We start from the raw sequence: 17,605 nt of genomic DNA, 5'->3' as shown, positions 1-17,605 counted from the left end.
TTCCCGAAAGTGTTCCATGACAAGCTTCACGACTGAAACCGTTGCCGTGCCCGCAACGTCCACCAAACTCGCCGCCGGCCAGAAGCACCGCGTGCTCTCCGGCATGCAGCCCTCCGCCGATTCCCTGCACCTGGGCAACTACATCGGGGCCCTGGTCAACTGGGTCCGGATGCAGGACGAGTACGACGCCATCTTCTTCATCCCCGACCTGCACGCGATCACGGTGCCGCAGGACCCTGCTGAGCTGGCCAAGCGCACCCGCGTTACCGCCGCGCAGTACATCGCCGGCGGCGTGGACGTGAACAAGTGCACCCTGTTCGTCCAGTCCCAGGTCCCCGAGCATGCCCAGCTGGCCTGGGTCCTGAACTGCATCACCGGCATGGGCGAAGCCTCCCGGATGACCCAGTTCAAGGACAAGGCACAGAAGCAGGGCACGGATCAGGCCAGCGTGGGCCTCTTCACCTACCCCATCCTCCAGGCCGCGGATATCCTGCTCTACCAGCCGCACGGCGTTCCGGTCGGCGAAGACCAGCGCCAGCACGTTGAGCTCAGCCGGGACCTGGCGCAGCGCTTCAACACCCGTTTCGGCGAGACGTTCCAGGTGCCGGAGGCCTTCATCCAGAAGGAGTCCGCCAAGATCTACGACCTGCAGAACCCCACGGCGAAGATGTCGAAGTCGGCCGAATCCCCGGCGGGCCTGATCAACCTGCTGGACGACCCCAAGATCACGGCCAAGCGCATCAAGTCCGCGGTGACGGACACCGAAACGGAAATCCGTTTCGACCGCGAGGCCAAGCCCGGGATCTCCAACCTGCTCACCATCTACTCGACCATCAGCGGACAGCCGGTGGAAAAAATCGTGGCAGCCTACGAAGGCAAGATGTACGGCCACCTGAAGGTGGACCTCGCCGAACTGGTCACCAACCACCTTGCACCGATCCGCGAACGGGCCCACGAGCTCCTGGCGGACCCGGCCGAACTGGACCGCCTCCTGGCGCACGGTGCGGACAAGGCCCGCGAGATCGCCTCGGCCACGCTCGCCGACGTCTACGCAAAAGTCGGTTTCCTGCCCTACGGCGGTCCGCAGGGATCCCGCTAAACCGATGTGCCCTGCCAGCAAGCTCACGGCCGAAGCCGGTTCCCGTTCCACGGGACCCGGCCCGGCCGCGGGCGCCTTGGCCGGAGAGGCAAGCGCCGGCAACAACCCGAGCGTCGGCGTCATCCTGGGTTTCCCGCCGGACATAGCGGCGGAACTGCAGCAATGGAGGGCGTCCTTCGGCGACCCCATGGCCGGGGTCATTCCGGCGCACATCACCCTGGTCACCACCACGCCCGCCCGCGACTGGGACGCTACCACCCGCCACGTCCGCAGCATCGCCGGCCGCCAGGCCCCCTTCAGTGTCACCATCTCCGGCACCGGCTCCTTCCGGCCTGTCTCCCCGGTGGTCTTCCTGAAGGTCGAGGACGGCTTCGGCGAGTGCGTCAGCCTGCACGAACAACTGCAAAGTGGCCCGTTGGAACGCGAGCTTCCCTTCCCGTACCACCCGCACGTCACCGTCGCCCACGACGTCGCCCCGGAAAACCTCGACGAAGCCGAATCCGTCCTGAAGGACTACAGCGTCACCTTCCCTGTGGCTAGCATGGGACTCTACGAGCACGACAGCAACGGGATCTGGCAGCTACGGGAAGAATTCGACTTTGGCGGCGATACTGACGAAGCAGAGACTGAGCAAGCGGCGACTGACCAAAGGGCAAGCGTCCAGGCAGCATCCGTCGCATCACACAAAAAGCCTGCCCACCAGGGCCCTGAACGGGGCTGAACATCCGCCGCTGCCCACCGAACTCAGCAAGCTCAACGCGGTCCTGATCCAACGCAGGCTTGAATGGGGCAAGGCCCGGCGCTCGGGGCAGGGAATCACGGCCCGGCCGCTCGCGCTCATGCAGCTCCTGCTGGCCCGGCTCAACGTGTTCCGGCCCATGCGCGTCTGGCAGCATTACAGCCTCGCCCACGGCCCGCTGATGAGCGCGGGAATCGGCTTCACCATGTTCTTCTCCATCACCGGCCTGCTGGCCACCGGCTTTTCCATCGCGGGCCTGGTGCTTGCCGGCCAGCCGGTCCTCGTGGACGCCATCGTTGCCAACATTGCCAAAAGCGCCCCGGGGCTGCTGAAGGTCGGCGGCGGCCAAGGACTTGTCGACCCGCACCAACTGCTCAACCCGGGCGGGCTCGGGCTGACGGCGGTGATCGCCGCGGCCGTCACCCTGTTCACCTCGCTCGGCTGGATCGCGAGCATGCGCGACGGGCTGCGCGGAGTGGTGGACCTGCCTCCGCTGAAGCGGAACCCCGTGTTGTTGAAGCTGTCAGACGCCGGCACCCTGCTGCTGCTGGGCGTGGCCCTGGTTGCCAGCTCGGGCGTCTCAATCGTCTTCGGGACCGCGGCGGACTGGTTCATCGGGCTGCTTGGCCTGGACCAGCAGATTGCCGGGCCACTGGTTGGCGCCGTGAAGCTCGTGGTGCCACTCCTGCTGAACTGGGCCACTGCTGCGATGCTGTTCCGCCTGGCCGGCGGCCTGCACCTTCGCAGGCGGGCGTTCCTTGAGGGGACGGTCCTGGCGGCCGCGGGAACCACGGTGCTTCAGGTCTTCAGCACCGAACTGCTGGCCCGTGCCGGCCAGAATCCCATCCTGGCGCCGTTCGCCATCATCATCGGCCTGCTGATCTGGTTCAACCTGGTCAGTCAGGTCTACCTGCTCTCCGCGGCCTGGTCCGCCATCCGGGAGGCGGACCTCGGCAAGCCGGAGCACAGGAAGTCCCAGACGCTCGGCTCGCGGCCGGTACGGCTGTAAGCGCGTTAGTTATCCAGGTACTGGCCGGCCCACGCGGAGATGATCCGCGCCACCCGTGCCGCCTGTCCTTTGCCCGTGAGCAGGTGTTCGGTCCCTTCCAGGGAGACGAAGCTGCGCGGATGCCGCGCGGTCTGGAAGATTTCGCTGGCATTCTCGATGCCCACCGTGTTGTCCGTGGGGGAGTGGAGCACCATCAGCGGCCGGTGCAGAGTGCGGATGCAGTCCCGCAGGTCCGCTTTTTCGATGTCTTCCACGAAGTGCCGCCGGATCTCCCGGCGCCGTCCGCCCAGGTTCACCTCGGCGCTGCCTTCGGTGAGGATGGTTCCCACCTCGGCGTCGAACATGTGCTCCACGTGCTTCGGCTGGAACGGTGCGGCCACCGTGGCCACCGCAGCGACCTCCGGGAGGCTGCCCGCGGCCGCCAGCACCGCCGCGCCGCCGAAGGAGTGCCCGACGAGCAGAGAGATCTCCTTGTCCTGGCTGCGCATGAATTCCGCCGCCTTGACGGTGTCCGCCACCTTCACGCTGAACGAGCCGTCCGACCAGTCGCCGGCCGAATCGCCCAGACCGAGGTTGTCAAAGCGCAGCATGCCCACGCCCTGCTCCGCCAGGCCCTTGCAGATGCGCGATGCGGACGGACTGTCCTTGCCAAGGGTCAGGCCGTGCGAGAACAGGCCCCAGCCGCGTACCGGGCCTTCGGGCACGTCCAGGATGCCGGCCAACAGTGCGCCGGTGCTGCCTTCGAAACTGACCTTCACGGATGTGGACACCTGTCCGCCTTTCGTAGGTCCCGCCGTCTTGTACTGCCGGCAGGGGCTTGGGTGATTAAGCGCCGACGACGGCGGCCCACCGGAGGGTGGGACGCCGTCGTCGGGCTGTACTGCTGTCCTCGGGGGAACCGCTAGATCTTGCGTGCCAGGATGGCCTGCTTGACCTCTGCGATCGCCTGGGTGACCTGGATGCCGCGGGGGCAGGCCTCGGAGCAGTTGAAGGTGGTGCGGCAGCGCCACACGCCTTCCTTGTCGTTGAGGATCTCCAGGCGCATGTCGCCGGCGTCATCACGGGAGTCGAAGATGAAGCGGTGGGCGTTCACGATTGCGGCCGGGCCGAAATACTGGCCGTCGGTCCAGAACACCGGGCAGGAGGAGGTGCAGGCCGCGCAGAGGATGCACTTGGTGGTGTCATCGAAGCGCGCACGGTCCTCGATGGTCTGCAGGCGTTCCTTGGTGGGCTCGTGGCCCTTGCTGATCAGGAACGGCATGACCTCGCGGAAGGACTGGAAGAAGGGCTCCATGTCCACGATCAGGTCCTTTTCGACCGGCAGGCCCTTGATGGGCTCGACGGTGATGGGCTTGGACGTGTCCAGGTCCTTGAGCAGGGTCTTGCAGGCCAGGCGGTTGCGGCCGTTGATGCGCATGGCGTCGGAACCGCAGATGCCGTGGGCACAGGAGCGGCGGAAGGACAGCGAACCGTCGATCTCCCACTTGACCTTGTGCAGGGCGTCCAGCACGCGGTCCGTGCCGTACATGGTCAGCTGGTGGTCTTCCCAGGCAGCCTCTTCGGAGACCTCCGGGTTGTAGCGGCGGACCCGCAAGGTGATGTTGAAGGTGGGGATTTCCCCGCCCCCGCCAACGCCCGCAGGAAGCTCGATCTTCGAGGCCGGCTCAGCCATTTCGCTCGTCATTAGTACTTACGCTCCATCGGCTCGTAACGGGTGAAGACAACGGGCTTGGTCTCCAGGCGGATGCCCGCAACGGACTCGGCCGAGGATTCGGTGGTCACCGAGGAATCCTTGTAGGCCATGGAGTGCTTCATGAACTTCTCGTCATCACGGTCAGGGAAGTCTTCGCGGTAGTGGCCGCCGCGGGACTCTTCGCGGTGCAGGGCACCCACGGTCATGACCTTCGCCATATCCAGGAGGAAGCCAAGCTCGACGGCTTCCAGCAGGTCCAGGTTGAAGCGCTTGCCCTTGTCCTGGACAACCACGTTCTTGTAGCGCTCTTCGAACGATGCGATGTCGCTGAGGACCCGGTCCAGGGATTCCTTGGTGCGGAACACCTGCATGTTGGCATCCATGGTGTCCTGCAGTTCCTTGCGGATCTGGGCCACGCGTTCGGTGCCCGTGCCGCCCAGCAGGCCATCAAGCATGCCGCGCGTCCGGGCCTCGGGATCCTCAGGGAGTTCCACGAAGTCGGCCGTCTTGGAGTATTCCGCGGCGGCGATGCCGGCGCGCTTGCCGAAGACGTTGATGTCCAGCAGGGAGTTGGTGCCGAGGCGGTTGGAGCCGTGGACCGAAACGCAGGCAACCTCACCGGCGGCGAACAGGCCCGGGACAATCGTGTCGTTGTCCTGCAGGACCTCCGTGGTGATGTTGGTGGGGATGCCGCCCATGGCATAGTGCGCGGTCGGGAACACCGGTACCGGATCCGTGAACGGTTCCACACCGAGGTAGGTGCGGGCGAACTCGGTGATGTCCGGCAGCTTGGCTTCGATGTGCGCCGGCTCAAGGTGCGTCAGGTCCAGGAGCACGTAGTCCTTGTTCGGGCCGCAGCCGCGGCCTTCACGGACTTCGTTGGCCATGGCCCGTGCCACGATGTCACGCGGTGCCAGGTCCTTGATGGTGGGGGCGTAGCGCTCCATGAAGCGCTCACCCTCGGAGTTGCGCAGGATGGCGCCTTCGCCGCGCGCACCCTCGGTGAGCAGGATGCCGAGGCCCGCCAGGCCGGTCGGGTGGAACTGGAAGAACTCCATGTCCTCCAGCGGGATGCCGCGGCGGAAGGCGATGCCCATGCCGTCACCGGTCAGGGTGTGGGCGTTGGAGGTGGTCTTGAAGACCTTGCCGGCGCCGCCGGAAGCGAAGACCACGGACTTGGCCTGGAAAACGTGCAGTTCGCCGGAGGCGAGGTCGTAGGACACTACACCGGCTACGCGCTTCTGCTTGTAGGGGGTACCGTCCTCGCGGACCGCGTCCTCTTCGACCAGCAGGAGGTCCAGGACGTAGTACTCGTTGTAGAACTCAACGTTGTGCTTGACGCAGTTTTGGTACAGCGTCTGCAGGATCATGTGGCCGGTACGGTCGGCTGCGTAACATGCGCGGCGCACAGGGGCCTTGCCATGGTCACGGGTGTGGCCACCGAAGCGGCGCTGGTCGATGCGGCCTTCGGGCGTGCGGTTGAACGGCAGGCCCATCTTCTCCAGGTCCAGCACTGCGTCGATGGCTTCCTTCGCCATGACCTCGGCTGCGTCCTGGTCAACCAGGTAGTCGCCACCCTTGATGGTGTCGAAGGTGTGCCATTCCCAGTTGTCTTCTTCAACGTTTGCCAGGGCTGCACACATGCCGCCCTGTGCGGCACCCGTGTGGGAACGGGTGGGGTAAAGCTTGGTCAGTACCGCGGTGCGCGCGCGCTGACCGGATTCGATCGCGGCGCGCATGCCGGCGCCACCGGCACCGACAATAACGACGTCGTACTTATGGACCTGCATACCGGATGCTCTTTCTCTCAAAAGTCAGATGGTCAGCGGAGCTGCTCCGCCAGTGTGGGCGCCGCCTGGGGCAGCGCGGCAGGAGCGCTACGGCGCGGGGCAGAAACCGCCCGGCAGCTGGACGCCGTCGACCACGGGGCACGGGTTGAAGGTGAAGATCACCAGGGTGCCGAGGATGACGATGACGAAGCTCGCAGCGTAGAGGACCACCTTGAGCCAGAAGCGGGTGGCGTCCTTTTCGGCGTAGTCGTTGATGATGGTGCGCACACCGTTGGTGCCGTGCAGCATCGCGAGCCACAGCATGGCGAGGTCCCAGAACTGCCAGAACGGATCGGCCCACTTGCCGGCAACGAACCCGAAGTCGATGGCGTGGATGCCTTCGCCCACCAGCAGGTTCACGAAGAGGTGCCCGAAGATCAGCACCACCAGGACGACGCCGGAAAGCCGCATGAACAGCCAGGCGAGCATTTCGAAGTTGCCCTTGCTGCCGCCGGTGCGCTTGTACTGCGGCGCGATCTTGCCGGAACTGTTTCCACTGCGGGGAGACTGGATGGCTGTCATGGCTTAGTGGCCTCCCAATGCGAGGGACAGGTGGCGGATGGCGAAGCCTGCGAAGGTCACCAGCCAGAGCGCGAGGACAACCCACAGCATCTGGCGCTGGTACTTCGCGCCCTTCTTCCAGAAGTCGACGGCGATCACGCGCAGGCCGTTGAAGGCGTGGAAGATGATCGCTGCGACAAGGCCGGTTTCACCCAAGGCCATGAGGGGGTTCTTGTAGGCGCCGATGACGGCCGTGTAGGCCTCGGGGGACACACGCACCAGTGAGGTGTCCAGGACATGGACCAACAAGAAGAAAAAGATCACAACACCCGTAATACGGTGTCCAACCCAGGACCACATGCCTTCACGGCCGCGGTACAAGGTGCCAGCTGGTTTTGTCGGCACTGAATAAACCTTCCTGCATCACAGCGGCGCTGGCACGGGACCATGCGGGGGAACGCCAGCTGCGAGAGCACTCGTAGCTCAGCCTAAATCTAGGCTTCGCTCACAGCTTATTCAATTCAGGTCTTCCTACCCCGCTCGCGAAATCCAATGTTTCCCGCGTTGTTTTCAGCCTTTTACATTCGCATATGAGACGAACACCACAAAGCGGTTTATGTGGGCGCGGTCGGATAAGGTAAGGCGGTGAGTACAGACAATGCTTCCCGCCCCGAATCCCCGCTGAGCCGCTTCCACGCGGTCATCCCGGCCGGTGGAGTCGGGACACGCCTGTGGCCCCTTTCGCGTGCCGCCGCGCCGAAGTTCCTTCACGACCTGACCGGTTCCGGCAGCACCCTGCTGCGTGCCACTTACGACCGGCTCGAACCCCTCGCCGGCAACCGCGTGCTGGTGGTCACCGGCGTCGCGCACCGTACTGCCGTCTGCCGCCAGCTCCCGGAAGTGGGCGACGACGAACTTGTGCTCGAAAGCGAGCCGAAGGATTCCGGTGCAGCCATCGGCCTGGCAGCGGCAATCCTGCACCGCCGTGACCCGGACACCATCATGGGTTCCTTCGCCGCGGACCAGGTCATCAGCCCGGACGACGCCTTCCAGGACAGCGTCCGGGAAGCCATCCACACGGCGGCAAGCGGGAAGATCGTCACCATCGGCATCAAGCCGACGCATCCTTCCACCGGCTTCGGCTACATCCGCAGCGGCAAGCTGCTTGACGTTGACGGTGCACCGAATGCCCACGCCGTGGTCGAGTTCGTCGAGAAGCCCAGTGAGGACGTTGCCAGGAAGTACCTCGAGGCCGGCGACTACGTCTGGAACGCGGGCATGTTCGTGGCGCCGGTGGCGCTGATGCTCAAGCACCTTGAAGCGAACCAGCCGGAACTCTTCGCCGGCCTGCAGGAGATCGCCGCCGCGTGGGACACCCCGCAACGTGCCGACGTCACCGCGCGGGTTTGGCCCACCCTGCCCAAGATCGCCATCGACTACGCGGTGGCGGAACCGGCGGCAGCGGCGGGCGATGTCGCCGTCGTGCCCGGCGCCTTCCGCTGGGACGACGTCGGTGACTTTGCCGCCATCGGCCGGCTGAACAGCGCCGGCGACGTCGACGAGGTCACCGTACTCGGCGACGGCGCCCGGGTCTTCACCGAGAACGCCAGCGGCGTGGTGGTGTCCGACACGAAGCGCGTCATCGCCCTGATCGGCATCAAGGACGTGGTGATCGTCGATACCCCGGACGCACTGCTGGTCACGACCAAGGAGCACGCCCAGCGGGTCAAGGGAGCCGTCGACGCGCTCAAGGCCAGCGGCGACACCGACGTGCTCTAGACGCGTAACCGTCTCCGTAAGGGCACGATCTCGTAACCAAGAGACCTCTTTCGGTCCGCGGCGCGCCGGGGTGGCTAGAGTTGTGAGGTGCGCAATTTCACTACTGAAACCGAGCCGACCCCAGTGGTGGGTCCATGGCTCGAGGAACTCCTGCCGGAACTCACGGAATTCCGGAGGGACCTGCACGCGCACCCGGAGCTTTCCTTCAAGGAATTCCGCACCACGGACAAGCTCGTGGAGCGGCTCGAGGCCGCGGGGCTGAAGCCCCGCCGGCTCGAAGGAACGGGCCTCACCGTGGACGTGGGGGAGGGGCCGGTCGCCACCGCCCTTCGCGGCGATATCGACGCCCTGCCGATCATCGAGGAAACGGGACTTCCCTTCGCCTCGAAGAACCACGGCGTCACCCATGCCTGCGGCCACGACGTACACACCACCACCATGCTGGGCGTGGCGCTGGTGCTGCACGGCATGCACCAGTTGAGGCCGCTCGGCGGAACCGTGCGCATCATCTTCCAGCCCGCCGAGGAAACCATGCCAGGCGGGGCGCTGTCCTGCATCGAGCAGGGCGTGCTCGAAGGCGTGCCGCGGATCATGGCGCTGCACTGCGACCCGCGCATCAACGTAGGCCAGATCGGCACCCGCATCGGCGCGATCACCTCTGCCTCGGACACCATCAAGATCGAGCTGACCGGCCGCGGCGGCCACACCTCGCGCCCGCACCTCACCGAGGACCTTGTCTTCGCGCTGTCCCAGATCGCCGTCAACGTTCCCGCGGTCCTGTCCCGCCGGGTGGACGTGCGCAGCGGGGTTTCCGTGGTCTGGGGGCAGATTTCGGCCGGCTCGGCACCCAACGCGATCCCGGCGAGCGGCTACATGGCGGGCACCATGCGCTGCCTGGACCGCGACGCCTGGCACGATGCGGGCGAACTGCTCGACGACGTCGTGCGCGAGATCGCCGCACCGTACGGGGTGGACGTGCACCTGGAACACACCCGCGGCGTTCCGCCCGTGGTCAACTCCGAGGATGAAACCGCCATCATCGAAGCCGCCGCCCGCGCCGAACTCGGCGAGCATGCGGTGGTCCTGACCCCGCAGTCCATGGGCGGCGAGGATTTTGCCTGGTTCCTGGCGGACCTTCCCGGGGCCATGATGCGGCTCGGCACCCACACGCCCGGCGGCGAGGAATACGACCTGCACCGCGGCGATTTCATCGTGGACGAGCGGGCCCTCGGTTACGCCGTGCAGGTCCTCGCGGCGGCGGCCCTGCGCACCATCCGCGACCTCTAGTCCCGTTTCTCCAGCGCGAACGTACATTTGAGGCCCTGAATCCTGCGATTCCAGGGCCTCATCTGTACGTTCGTGCTTCCCTTTGGCTGAATTGAGTTGTGCACAATTTAATTGTGGTCTATTGTTTTTTTCATGAGTGACGCACCCCGGCTGAACCACCAGGTCTGTTTCGCGCTGTACTCCGCCTCGAAGGCGGCGACGGCGGTCTACCGGCCCGTGCTCGAATCGCTCGGGCTGACCTACCCCCAGTACCTCGTGATGCTGGTGCTCTGGGAAGAGGAGCCGCGTACCGTCCGCGAACTGGGCGCCGCGCTGGGGCTCGACTCCGGCACGCTGTCCCCGCTGCTGAAGCGGCTGGAGGCGATCGGACTCGTGGAACGCCGTCGTTCGGTTGAAGACGAACGCCGCGTCGAGGTCCACCTCAGCGACGCCGGCCGCGCCCTCAGCGAAGGCGCCTCCGCCGTGCCCAAGCGGCTCGCTGATGCCGCCGGACTGAGCGCCGGCGAGCTGGCGCAGCTGCATGGAACCCTGCTCCGGCTCACCACTGCGCTGCAGGACGCGGACAAGCACTAGTCCAACCCGCGAAGAAGACCCCAAAAATCCGAAGAACGGAAAAGAAACTGTGAAAACCCTCTACACCGCGGAGGCCCTGGCCACCGGCGAAGGCCGCGACGGCAACGCACGCAGCAAGGACGGCAAGCTGGACGTGGCACTTGCCAGCCCCGTGGAACTCGGCGGCAACGGCCAAGGCACCAACCCGGAACAGCTTTTCGCTGCCGGCTACGCCGCATGCTTCCACTCGGCGCTGCGCCTGGTGGGCCGCAAGGCGCGGGTGGACCTCAGTGATTCCGCGGTCGCTGCCAGGATCCATTTCGGCGCCCTTGAAGGCGGTGAAGGCTACGGCCTCGCCGCCGAGCTAGAGATCGCGCTCCCGGCACTCGATCGCGAAACCGCCGAACAGTTGGTGGCCAAGGCCCACCGGATCTGCCCCTACTCCAACGCGACGCGCGGGAACATCGACGTCGACATCAAGCTCGTGGAGGTGGCCGCATGAGCCAGCCCCTTCCGCTGAACGGCCGCGAGATCCAGCTCGCCTCCCGACCCCAGGGCCGCCCCGTGCCGGAAAATTTCCGCCTCGCCGGGGCCGGGATCCCCGAGCTGGCGGACGGGCAGCTCCTGATCCGGAACGAGTTCATGTCCGTTGACCCGTACATGCGCGGCCGGATGAACGACAGCAAGTCGTACTCGGCCCCCTTCCGTTTGGATGAAGCGCTCGACGGCGGGGCCGTAGGTGAGGTGATCGCGTCCCGTTCGGACGCGCACAAGCCGGGCGACGTCGTCGTGCACCAGAGCGGCTGGCGGGAGTACGCGGTGGTGGACGCCGCTGCGGCGACGCCGGTACCGGCCGGACTGGCACCGCATTCGGCGTTCCTTGGGGCGCTGGGGATGACCGGTCTGACCGCCTACGCCGGCCTGCTCAAGGTGGCCGAATTCAAGGCCGGGGACGTCGTCTTCGTGTCCGGCGCCGCCGGCGCAGTGGGTTCGATCGTGGGGCAGATCGCCAAGGCGATGGGTGCCTCGAAGGTGATCGGCAGTGCCGGAACGCCGGAGAAGGTGGAACGCCTGCTGGAACTGGGCTTCGACGCCGCGTTCAACTACCGCGACGCCCCTGTGCTGGAGCAGCTGGAAGCTGCCGCGGGGGAGGGCGGCGTCGACGTCTACTTCGACAACGTCGGCGGCGAACACCTCGAGGCCGCGCTCGCTCTCATGAACCCCGGAGGCCGGGTTGCCATGTGCGGGGCCATCGCCCAGTACAACTCGACTGAGCCGCCCGCTGCCCCGCGCAACCTGGCCGTGGCGATCGGCAAGCAGCTCACGCTCCGGGGATTCCTGGTGGGCGGGCAGCGCCAGCATGCGGCAGAATTCGCCGGGCGGATGGCGGCGTGGCTCGCGGACGGAACCGTGCGCTACGACGAGACCGTCGTGGACGGGCTGGAGAACGCGCCCCAGGCGTTCATCGACCTGCTGGATGGAGCCAACACGGGCAAGATGCTCGTGCGGATCTGAGCCCTCGCGCACGCCGCCTACTGCAAAGTAACAAAAGCCCAACAATCCGCGGATCGTTGGGCTTTTGTTATGCCATGGTGTGGCCTGCGCCACTAGTGTTTGATACATCAGTGCGCTCCCGCGCATGCTGCGAAGCATCAGTGAAAACAGAATTTCAGGCCCGAGTCTTCGAAACGGACACTCATTGACCCACCGTCGTAGCATCAATCACTTTCTTCCTGGAGGAAAATTGAAGCAATCACTGCGTGCCACCCTCAAGCGCGGTTCGTTTGCCGGCATCGCCACCGCAGGTGCAGCAGCCCTCATGCTCAGCGGCTGTGGCGCAGCCCCGGACGCCGGCTCCGGCGGCAAGACGGCCAGCAACTACACCGGATGCATCGTCTCCGACTCCGGCGGCTTCGACGACCAGTCCTTCAACCAGTCGTCCTACGACGGCATGAAAAAGGCGGAGAAGGATCTCGGCATCAACTTCAAATCGGCCGAATCCAAGTCGAACAGCGACTTCGAGACCAACCTCAACGGCATGATGAGCGCCGGCTGCAACCTCACCGTCACGGTCGGCTTCCTCCTCGGCGACGCCACCAAGAAGGCCGCCGCCGATAACACGGACAAGCACTTCGCGATCATCGACTTCGCGTACGACAAGCCGATCGCCAACATCAAGCCGATTGTCTACGACACCGCACAGGCCGCCTACCTGGCGGGTTACGCGGCAGCGGCAACGTCCAAGACCGGCAAGGTAGGCACCTTCGGCGGCAAGAAGATCCCCACCGTTACCATTTTCATGGACGGTTTCTACGACGGCGTCCAGGCCTACAACAAGGCCAAGGGCAAGAGCGTCCAGGTGGTCGGCTGGGACAAGACCACCCAGGACGGGTCCTTCACCGGTGACTTCGAAAAGCAGGACACCGGCAAGCAGGTCACCAAGAACCTCCTGGACCAGGGCGCGGACATCATCCTGCCCGTTGCCGGTCCGGTCGGAAAGGGCGCCGGCGCAGCGCTCAAGGAAGCCAAAGCCGCAGGCAAGGACGTCAAGCTGATCTGGGTCGACTCCGATGGCTTCCTGACAGCACCGGAGTACAAGGACCTCATGCTCACGTCCATCGTGAAGAAGATGGACGAGGCCGTTGGAGTCGTGGTCAAGGACGACAAGGACGGCAAGTTCTCCAATGAGGCCTATGTCGGTACCTTGGCCAACGACGGCGTGGCGATCGCCCCGTTCCACGACCTCGACTCCGCTGTTTCCGCGGAAACCAAGTCGGAACTGGACGCCCTGAAGGCCGATATTGTTTCCGGCAAGCTTGTGGTCGAGTCCAAGGCCAGCCCCAAGAAGTAGGCACTCCAGCAAACACGCCGCCGGTACCGGCCCTCGGTACTGGCGGCATGTTTTTGCCCAAACTAGGCTGTGCTCAAGTTCTGCGAACGACCAGTGCGGCCGTCTTTCGGACTCAAAGAACGGTGGGAGTTGTGAAACTCGAATTGAAGGGGATTTCGAAGGCCTTCGGATCCTTTTACGCCAACCAAGACATCGACCTTGTCGTCGAATCCGGCCAGATCCACTGCCTCCTCGGTGAAAACGGGGCCGGAAAATCAACCCTCATGAACGTGCTGTACGGCTTGTACGAGCCGACGGCTGGCCAGATCCTGGTGGACGGGAAAGCCGTGGCCTTCCGCGGACCGGGTGACGCGATGGCAGCGGGCATCGGAATGGTCCATCAGCACTTCATGCTGGTACCGGTCTTCACGGTCGCCGAAAACGTTGCCCTCGGAGCCGAGCCGACCACGCTTGGCGGGGTTCTCAGCCTCGAGGAGACCCGGACGAAGATCCGCAAGATCTCGGACCAATACGGCTTCGACGTCGATCCCGACGCCCTCGTGGAAGACCTGCCTGTGGGTGTGCAGCAGCGCGTCGAAATCATCAAAGCCCTGGTCCGGCAGGCCAAGGTGCTTATCCTCGATGAGCCCACCGCCGTGCTGACCCCGCAGGAAACCGATGAGCTGCTCGACATCATGCGCCAGCTCAAAGCGGGTGGAACGTCAATCGTCTTCATTTCGCACAAGCTGCGCGAGGTCAAGGCCGTCTCCGACGTCATAACGGTGATCCGCCGCGGCAAGGTGGTGGGCGACGCCCCGCCGACGGCCTCGCCCACGGAGCTGGCGTCCATGATGGTGGGCCGCCCCGTCAGCCTGACCCTGGACAAGGCCACCGCCCAGCCCAAGGAAACCACCTTCGTGGTCAAGGACCTCACCGTGCGGGCCGCCAACGGAACCAACGTGGTGGACGGGATCAGCTTCGAGATCGCCCAGGGCGAGATCCTTGCCGTCGCCGGCGTCCAAGGCAACGGGCAAACCGAGCTGACCGAGGCGATCCTCGGCGTCCAAGAGCACGTGGCGGGATCCGTCACCCTCGACGGCAAGGAACTGCTCGGCCTGCCGGTCAAGGAGGTGCTGCGCTCCGGCGTCGGCTTCGTCCCCGAGGATCGCACCCACGACGGATTGGTCGGTCCCTTCTCGGTGGCCGAAAACCTGGTCCTGGACCTTTATGACCAGGCACCCTTCGCCAGGGGAGTCAGCATGAGCCCCGCTAGAGTGGCGGAAAACGCCGCCGCCAAGGTCAAGGAGTTCGACATCCGGACTCCCTCGCCAGGCTCGGCAGCGGGGACGCTTTCGGGCGGCAACCAGCAGAAGGTGGTCATGGCCAGGGAACTGTCCCGGCCGCTGCGCCTGTTTATCGCCAGCCAGCCGACGCGCGGTGTCGACGTCGGTTCCATCGAGTTCCTGCACCGCCGGATCGTAGCCGAACGCGACGCCGGCACTCCCGTGATGATCGTCTCCACGGAACTCGACGAGGTGGTCGAACTGGCCGACAGAATCGCCGTACTTTACAAGGGCAAACTGGTGGGCATCGTCCCCGCCGGAACCCCTCGAGACACCCTCGGCCTGATGATGGCCGGGGTGGGCCCCGAAGGAGGCTCCGATGACAACTAAGGACCCTATTCCCCAGGCCGGCTCCGAAAGGGAGTCCAGCGCCGAAGTCCAGGCCGCCGACGTCGCGCTTGATACAGCCGGCGGCACCCTGGAACCGTCGCTCGTGCCGGTCTTCACGCAAAGCGGGGACACCGGCCACGCGGAGGGAAGCCTGTTGCGCCGGATCGTCATGGGCAACGGCTTCGTTTCCGTCCTGGCGGTGGTAGTCGCCCTGGTGCTGGGCGGGATCCTGATCGCGAGCACGGACGCCAACGTGACGAAGACCGCAGGCTACTTCTTCGCCCGGCCCAGCGACTTCCTGGGCGCCCTATGGAGCGCCATGACCCGCAGCTACGTTGCGCTCTTCCAAGGCTCCGTGTTCAACCCGCGGCAAGGTTTCTCGCCCCTGCTGGAAACCATGACCGTGGCCACCCCGCTGATCTGTGCCGGCCTTGGCGTCGCGCTGGCGTTCCGGGCAGGCCTCTTCAACATCGGTGCCCAGGGCCAGATCATCATGAGCGCCACGCTCGGCGCCTATGCCGGCTTTACCTGGCACCTGCCGCTCGTGGTGCACCTGCTCGTGGTGATCGTGATGGGCGTGATAGGCGGTGCCATCTGGGGCGGCATCGTCGGCATCCTCAAGGCCAGGACCGGCGCGCACGAGGTCATCGTGACCATCATGCTGAACTACGTAGCCTTGTTCCTGCTGGACTTCCTGCTCAATACCGCCGCCTTCCGCCGTCCTGGCGACAACAGTCCGATTTCGCCAAGACTCGATGACACTGCGGTCTACCCGCAGCTCATCCCCGGCTCCCGGCTGCACCTGGGCTTCCTGGTCGCCGTGGCACTGACCGTCGGGGTGTGGTGGCTGCTCAACCGCTCCACCATCGGTTTCGAGTTCCGGGCAGTCGGCGCAAACCCCGCGGCGGCACGGACTGCCGGCGTCAACGTCCAGAGGGCCACCGTGCTCGTGATGGCGATGGCGGGGGCGCTGGCCGGATTCGGCGGGATCGCCCAGATGGCGGGCACGGAGAAGGTTCTCACCGACGGCGTCGCCGCGCAGATCGGCTTCGACTCGATCACCGTGGCGCTCCTGGGACGCAGTACCCCATGGGGCACCTTCTTCGCCGGCCTGCTGTTCGGAGCGTTCCGCGCCGGTGCCGTGCAAATGCAGATCCAGACCGGCACGCCGATCGACATCGTGCTCGTCGTCCAGTCCCTTATAGTCCTGTTCATCGCCGCTCCTCCGCTGATCCGCTCGATCTTCGGGCTGAACCCCGCCAGGAAGAAGCGTGCCAAGACTGCGGCGAAGGCCGCCGTCGCCACCGGAGGTGCCAAATGACCACCGCAACCGCGCCCAAGCCGGCGTCCGGCGCCGCAGGGCCGACGACGGCGGTCCGCCCGTCGCTGAAGGTTCCCGTTTCGCTCGGGGTGCTTTCCCTCGTGGCCCTGGTGTTCTTCGGCTTCCTCGGGCCCGGCAGGACCGCCGAGATGAAGATCAGCGAGCAGGGCGACGCAATCGCCCTTCCCGCGCTGCAGATTCCTGGCCAGGCCGGAGGGATCGTCCTGGCAATCCTCCTCCTGGCGATGGCCGCCTACTCCGTCTACATGTGGAGCAGGGGAGAGCGCTCGCCCAAGTGGCTGCCGATCGTCTTCGCCGTGGTTTTTGTCTTCGCCCTGCTGGTGTGGATCGTCGCAGGCGCGCGCGAACCCTCGATCTCGCTGGCCGGCCTGATTGCCGGTTCCGTGACCCTGGCCGTGCCGCTGGTTTTCGGTTCCCTGTCCGGCGTGCTCTGCGAGCGGGTGGGCGTGGTGAACATTGCCATCGAAGGCCAACTGCTGGGCGGTGCTTTCACCGCCGCCCTCGTGGCCACGGTGACCCACAACGCGTACATCGGGCTGCTCGCCGCGGCGGTCGCGGGGGCCATGGTGTCGATGGTGCTGGCCGTGTTCAGCATCAAGTACCTCGTCAACCAGATCATCGTGGGCGTAGTCCTGAACGTCCTGGTTTCGGGCCTCACAGGCTTCCTTTTCGGCACGGTCATGGCACCGGATCCGGAACTGTTCAACACCCCGGCCCGCCTGGACATCCTGCCGATCCCGCTGCTGTCCGACATTCCGATCATCGGTCACATCCTGTTCGAACAATCGGTGGCCGGCTACCTGATGTACGTCGCCGTCGCCGTGGTCTGGGTGGGCCTGTTCAAGACCCGCTGGGGCCTGCGCGTCCGCGCCGTCGGCGAGCACCCGCAAGCGGCGGACACCCTGGGCATCAACGTCAACGCCACGCGATTCTGGAACGTCACCCTGGGTGGCGCGATTGCAGGCATCGGCGGTGCCATCTTCACCCTGGTAACCATCGATTCCTTCACCAAGGAGATTTCCGGCGGCCGCGGCTTCATCGCGCTGGCAGCCTTGATCTTCGGCCGATGGAACCCGATCGGTGCCTTCCTGGCCTCCCTGCTGTTCGGCTTCGCCTACAACCTGCAGTCCATCCTGGGCATCATCGGCACCCCCGTGCCCAGCCAGTTCATGGCGATGCTTCCCTACCTGGTGACGATCTTCGCCGTCGCCGGGCTGGTGGGCAGGTCACGGCCCCCGGCAGCCAGCGGCATACCGTACGTCAAGGGCTGAG

At 65.5% G+C, this 17,605-nt stretch carries 17 protein-coding genes; 12 read left to right on the top strand and 5 right to left on the bottom strand.

The annotated features are described in order from the left end of the window. Window positions 1–16: 16 nt before the first annotated feature. The 3 genes from trpS to ACNQPB_RS11990 all read left to right on the top strand — a co-directional run bounded on the left by trpS (window position 17) and on the right by ACNQPB_RS11990 (window position 2,847). Window positions 17–1,099: a tryptophan--tRNA ligase gene (gene trpS / locus ACNQPB_RS12000; RefSeq protein WP_498751935.1), complete on the top strand. Its 1,083-nt coding sequence runs from the start codon at window positions 17–19 to the stop codon at window positions 1,097–1,099. Between the two features lie 4 nt (window positions 1,100–1,103). Further along, the gene (locus ACNQPB_RS11995; RefSeq protein ID WP_498751933.1) at window positions 1,104–1,820 is read left to right on the top strand and encodes a 2'-5' RNA ligase family protein; all 717 of its coding nucleotides are present in this window, start codon (window positions 1,104–1,106) and stop codon (window positions 1,818–1,820) included. A gap of 118 nt (window positions 1,821–1,938) precedes the next feature. Next, entirely contained in the window at window positions 1,939–2,847 is a 909-nt protein-coding gene (locus ACNQPB_RS11990; RefSeq protein ID WP_498752211.1) for a YihY/virulence factor BrkB family protein, read from the top strand. 5 nt (window positions 2,848–2,852) lie between these two features. On the opposite strand, the gene ACNQPB_RS11985 is transcribed toward ACNQPB_RS11990, so the two are convergent. From ACNQPB_RS11985 to sdhC, 5 genes are all read right to left on the bottom strand, one after another. Next, the gene (locus ACNQPB_RS11985; RefSeq protein ID WP_498751931.1) at window positions 2,853–3,617 is read right to left on the bottom strand and encodes an alpha/beta hydrolase family protein; all 765 of its coding nucleotides are present in this window, start codon (window positions 3,615–3,617) and stop codon (window positions 2,853–2,855) included. 131 nt (window positions 3,618–3,748) lie between these two features. Further along, window positions 3,749–4,531, bottom strand: a complete 783-nt coding sequence (locus ACNQPB_RS11980) for a succinate dehydrogenase iron-sulfur subunit (protein ID WP_498751929.1) — start codon at window positions 4,529–4,531, stop codon at window positions 3,749–3,751. After that, complete coding sequence (sdhA, locus tag ACNQPB_RS11975; RefSeq protein ID WP_498751927.1) at window positions 4,531–6,330, bottom strand: succinate dehydrogenase flavoprotein subunit; 1,800 nt, start codon at window positions 6,328–6,330, stop codon at window positions 4,531–4,533. Before sdhA ends, ACNQPB_RS11980 begins: the two co-directional genes overlap by 1 nt. An 87-nt stretch (window positions 6,331–6,417) precedes the next feature. After that, the gene (locus tag ACNQPB_RS11970; protein WP_498751925.1) at window positions 6,418–6,891 is read right to left on the bottom strand and encodes a succinate dehydrogenase hydrophobic membrane anchor subunit; all 474 of its coding nucleotides are present in this window, start codon (window positions 6,889–6,891) and stop codon (window positions 6,418–6,420) included. A 3-nt stretch (window positions 6,892–6,894) separates the two neighbouring features. Then, entirely contained in the window at window positions 6,895–7,275 is a 381-nt protein-coding gene (gene sdhC, locus ACNQPB_RS11965; RefSeq protein ID WP_074586309.1) for a succinate dehydrogenase, cytochrome b556 subunit, read from the bottom strand. A 240-nt stretch (window positions 7,276–7,515) separates the two neighbouring features. Between sdhC and ACNQPB_RS11960 the strand changes: the two genes are divergently transcribed. From ACNQPB_RS11960 to ACNQPB_RS11920, 9 genes are all read left to right on the top strand, one after another. Continuing rightward, window positions 7,516–8,649 carry a mannose-1-phosphate guanylyltransferase gene (locus tag ACNQPB_RS11960; protein ID WP_498751923.1) on the top strand — a complete coding sequence of 378 codons (1,134 nt, stop codon included), beginning with the start codon at window positions 7,516–7,518 and terminating at the stop codon, window positions 8,647–8,649. Between the two features lie 87 nt (window positions 8,650–8,736). Then, window positions 8,737–9,936, top strand: coding sequence for an amidohydrolase (locus ACNQPB_RS11955; RefSeq protein WP_498751921.1), 1,200 nt, complete (start codon window positions 8,737–8,739; stop codon window positions 9,934–9,936). A gap of 132 nt (window positions 9,937–10,068) precedes the next feature. Then, the gene (locus ACNQPB_RS11950; protein ID WP_498751919.1) at window positions 10,069–10,509 is read left to right on the top strand and encodes a MarR family winged helix-turn-helix transcriptional regulator; all 441 of its coding nucleotides are present in this window, start codon (window positions 10,069–10,071) and stop codon (window positions 10,507–10,509) included. A gap of 49 nt (window positions 10,510–10,558) precedes the next feature. Continuing rightward, entirely contained in the window at window positions 10,559–10,990 is a 432-nt protein-coding gene (locus ACNQPB_RS11945) for an organic hydroperoxide resistance protein (RefSeq protein WP_426302520.1), read from the top strand. After that, window positions 10,987–12,003 (top strand): NADP-dependent oxidoreductase, encoded by a 1,017-nt coding sequence (locus tag ACNQPB_RS11940; protein WP_498751917.1) that lies wholly within the window; start codon window positions 10,987–10,989, stop codon window positions 12,001–12,003. The genes ACNQPB_RS11945 and ACNQPB_RS11940 overlap by 4 nt, the downstream gene beginning before the upstream one ends. Before the next feature lie 229 nt (window positions 12,004–12,232). Next, window positions 12,233–13,339, top strand: a complete 1,107-nt coding sequence (locus tag ACNQPB_RS11935) for a BMP family lipoprotein (protein ID WP_426302522.1) — start codon at window positions 12,233–12,235, stop codon at window positions 13,337–13,339. A 131-nt stretch (window positions 13,340–13,470) separates the two neighbouring features. Beyond that, window positions 13,471–14,991: an ABC transporter ATP-binding protein gene (locus tag ACNQPB_RS11930; protein WP_426302523.1), complete on the top strand. Its 1,521-nt coding sequence runs from the start codon at window positions 13,471–13,473 to the stop codon at window positions 14,989–14,991. Then, window positions 14,981–16,312, top strand: coding sequence for an ABC transporter permease (locus ACNQPB_RS11925; protein ID WP_498751915.1), 1,332 nt, complete (start codon window positions 14,981–14,983; stop codon window positions 16,310–16,312). Before ACNQPB_RS11930 ends, ACNQPB_RS11925 begins: the two co-directional genes overlap by 11 nt. Beyond that, on the top strand, window positions 16,309–17,604 hold the full coding sequence (locus tag ACNQPB_RS11920) for an ABC transporter permease (protein ID WP_498751913.1): 1,296 nt from the start codon (window positions 16,309–16,311) through the stop codon (window positions 17,602–17,604). Before ACNQPB_RS11925 ends, ACNQPB_RS11920 begins: the two co-directional genes overlap by 4 nt. The last annotated feature ends 1 nt before the right edge of the window (window position 17,605 follow it).

The sequence above is a fragment of the Curtobacterium sp. LFS079 genome, from assembly GCF_047977865.1.
Classification (GTDB): Bacteria; Actinomycetota; Actinomycetes; order Actinomycetales; family Micrococcaceae; genus Arthrobacter.
The sequence above is the reverse complement of the archived record's forward strand: the minus strand, read 5'-3'. Positions and strand labels throughout refer to the sequence as shown.

Bases quoted from the DNA above. Each gene is read 5' to 3' on its own strand.
- trpS (WP_498751935.1), top strand. From the start codon at position 17: ATGACAAGCTTCACGACTGAAACCGTTGCCGTGCCCGCAACGTCCACC.
- ACNQPB_RS11995 (WP_498751933.1), top strand. From the start codon at position 1,104: ATGTGCCCTGCCAGCAAGCTCACGGCCGAAGCCGGTTCCCGTTCCACG.
- ACNQPB_RS11990 (WP_498752211.1), top strand. From the start codon at position 1,939: ATGCAGCTCCTGCTGGCCCGGCTCAACGTGTTCCGGCCCATGCGCGTC.
- ACNQPB_RS11980 (WP_498751929.1), bottom strand. From the start codon at position 4,531: ATGACGAGCGAAATGGCTGAGCCGGCCTCGAAGATCGAGCTTCCTGCG.
- sdhA (WP_498751927.1), bottom strand. From the start codon at position 6,330: ATGCAGGTCCATAAGTACGACGTCGTTATTGTCGGTGCCGGTGGCGCC.
- ACNQPB_RS11970 (WP_498751925.1), bottom strand. From the start codon at position 6,891: ATGACAGCCATCCAGTCTCCCCGCAGTGGAAACAGTTCCGGCAAGATC.
- ACNQPB_RS11950 (WP_498751919.1), top strand. From the start codon at position 10,069: ATGAGTGACGCACCCCGGCTGAACCACCAGGTCTGTTTCGCGCTGTAC.
- ACNQPB_RS11940 (WP_498751917.1), top strand. From the start codon at position 10,987: ATGAGCCAGCCCCTTCCGCTGAACGGCCGCGAGATCCAGCTCGCCTCC.
- ACNQPB_RS11925 (WP_498751915.1), top strand. From the start codon at position 14,981: ATGACAACTAAGGACCCTATTCCCCAGGCCGGCTCCGAAAGGGAGTCC.
- ACNQPB_RS11920 (WP_498751913.1), top strand. From the start codon at position 16,309: ATGACCACCGCAACCGCGCCCAAGCCGGCGTCCGGCGCCGCAGGGCCG.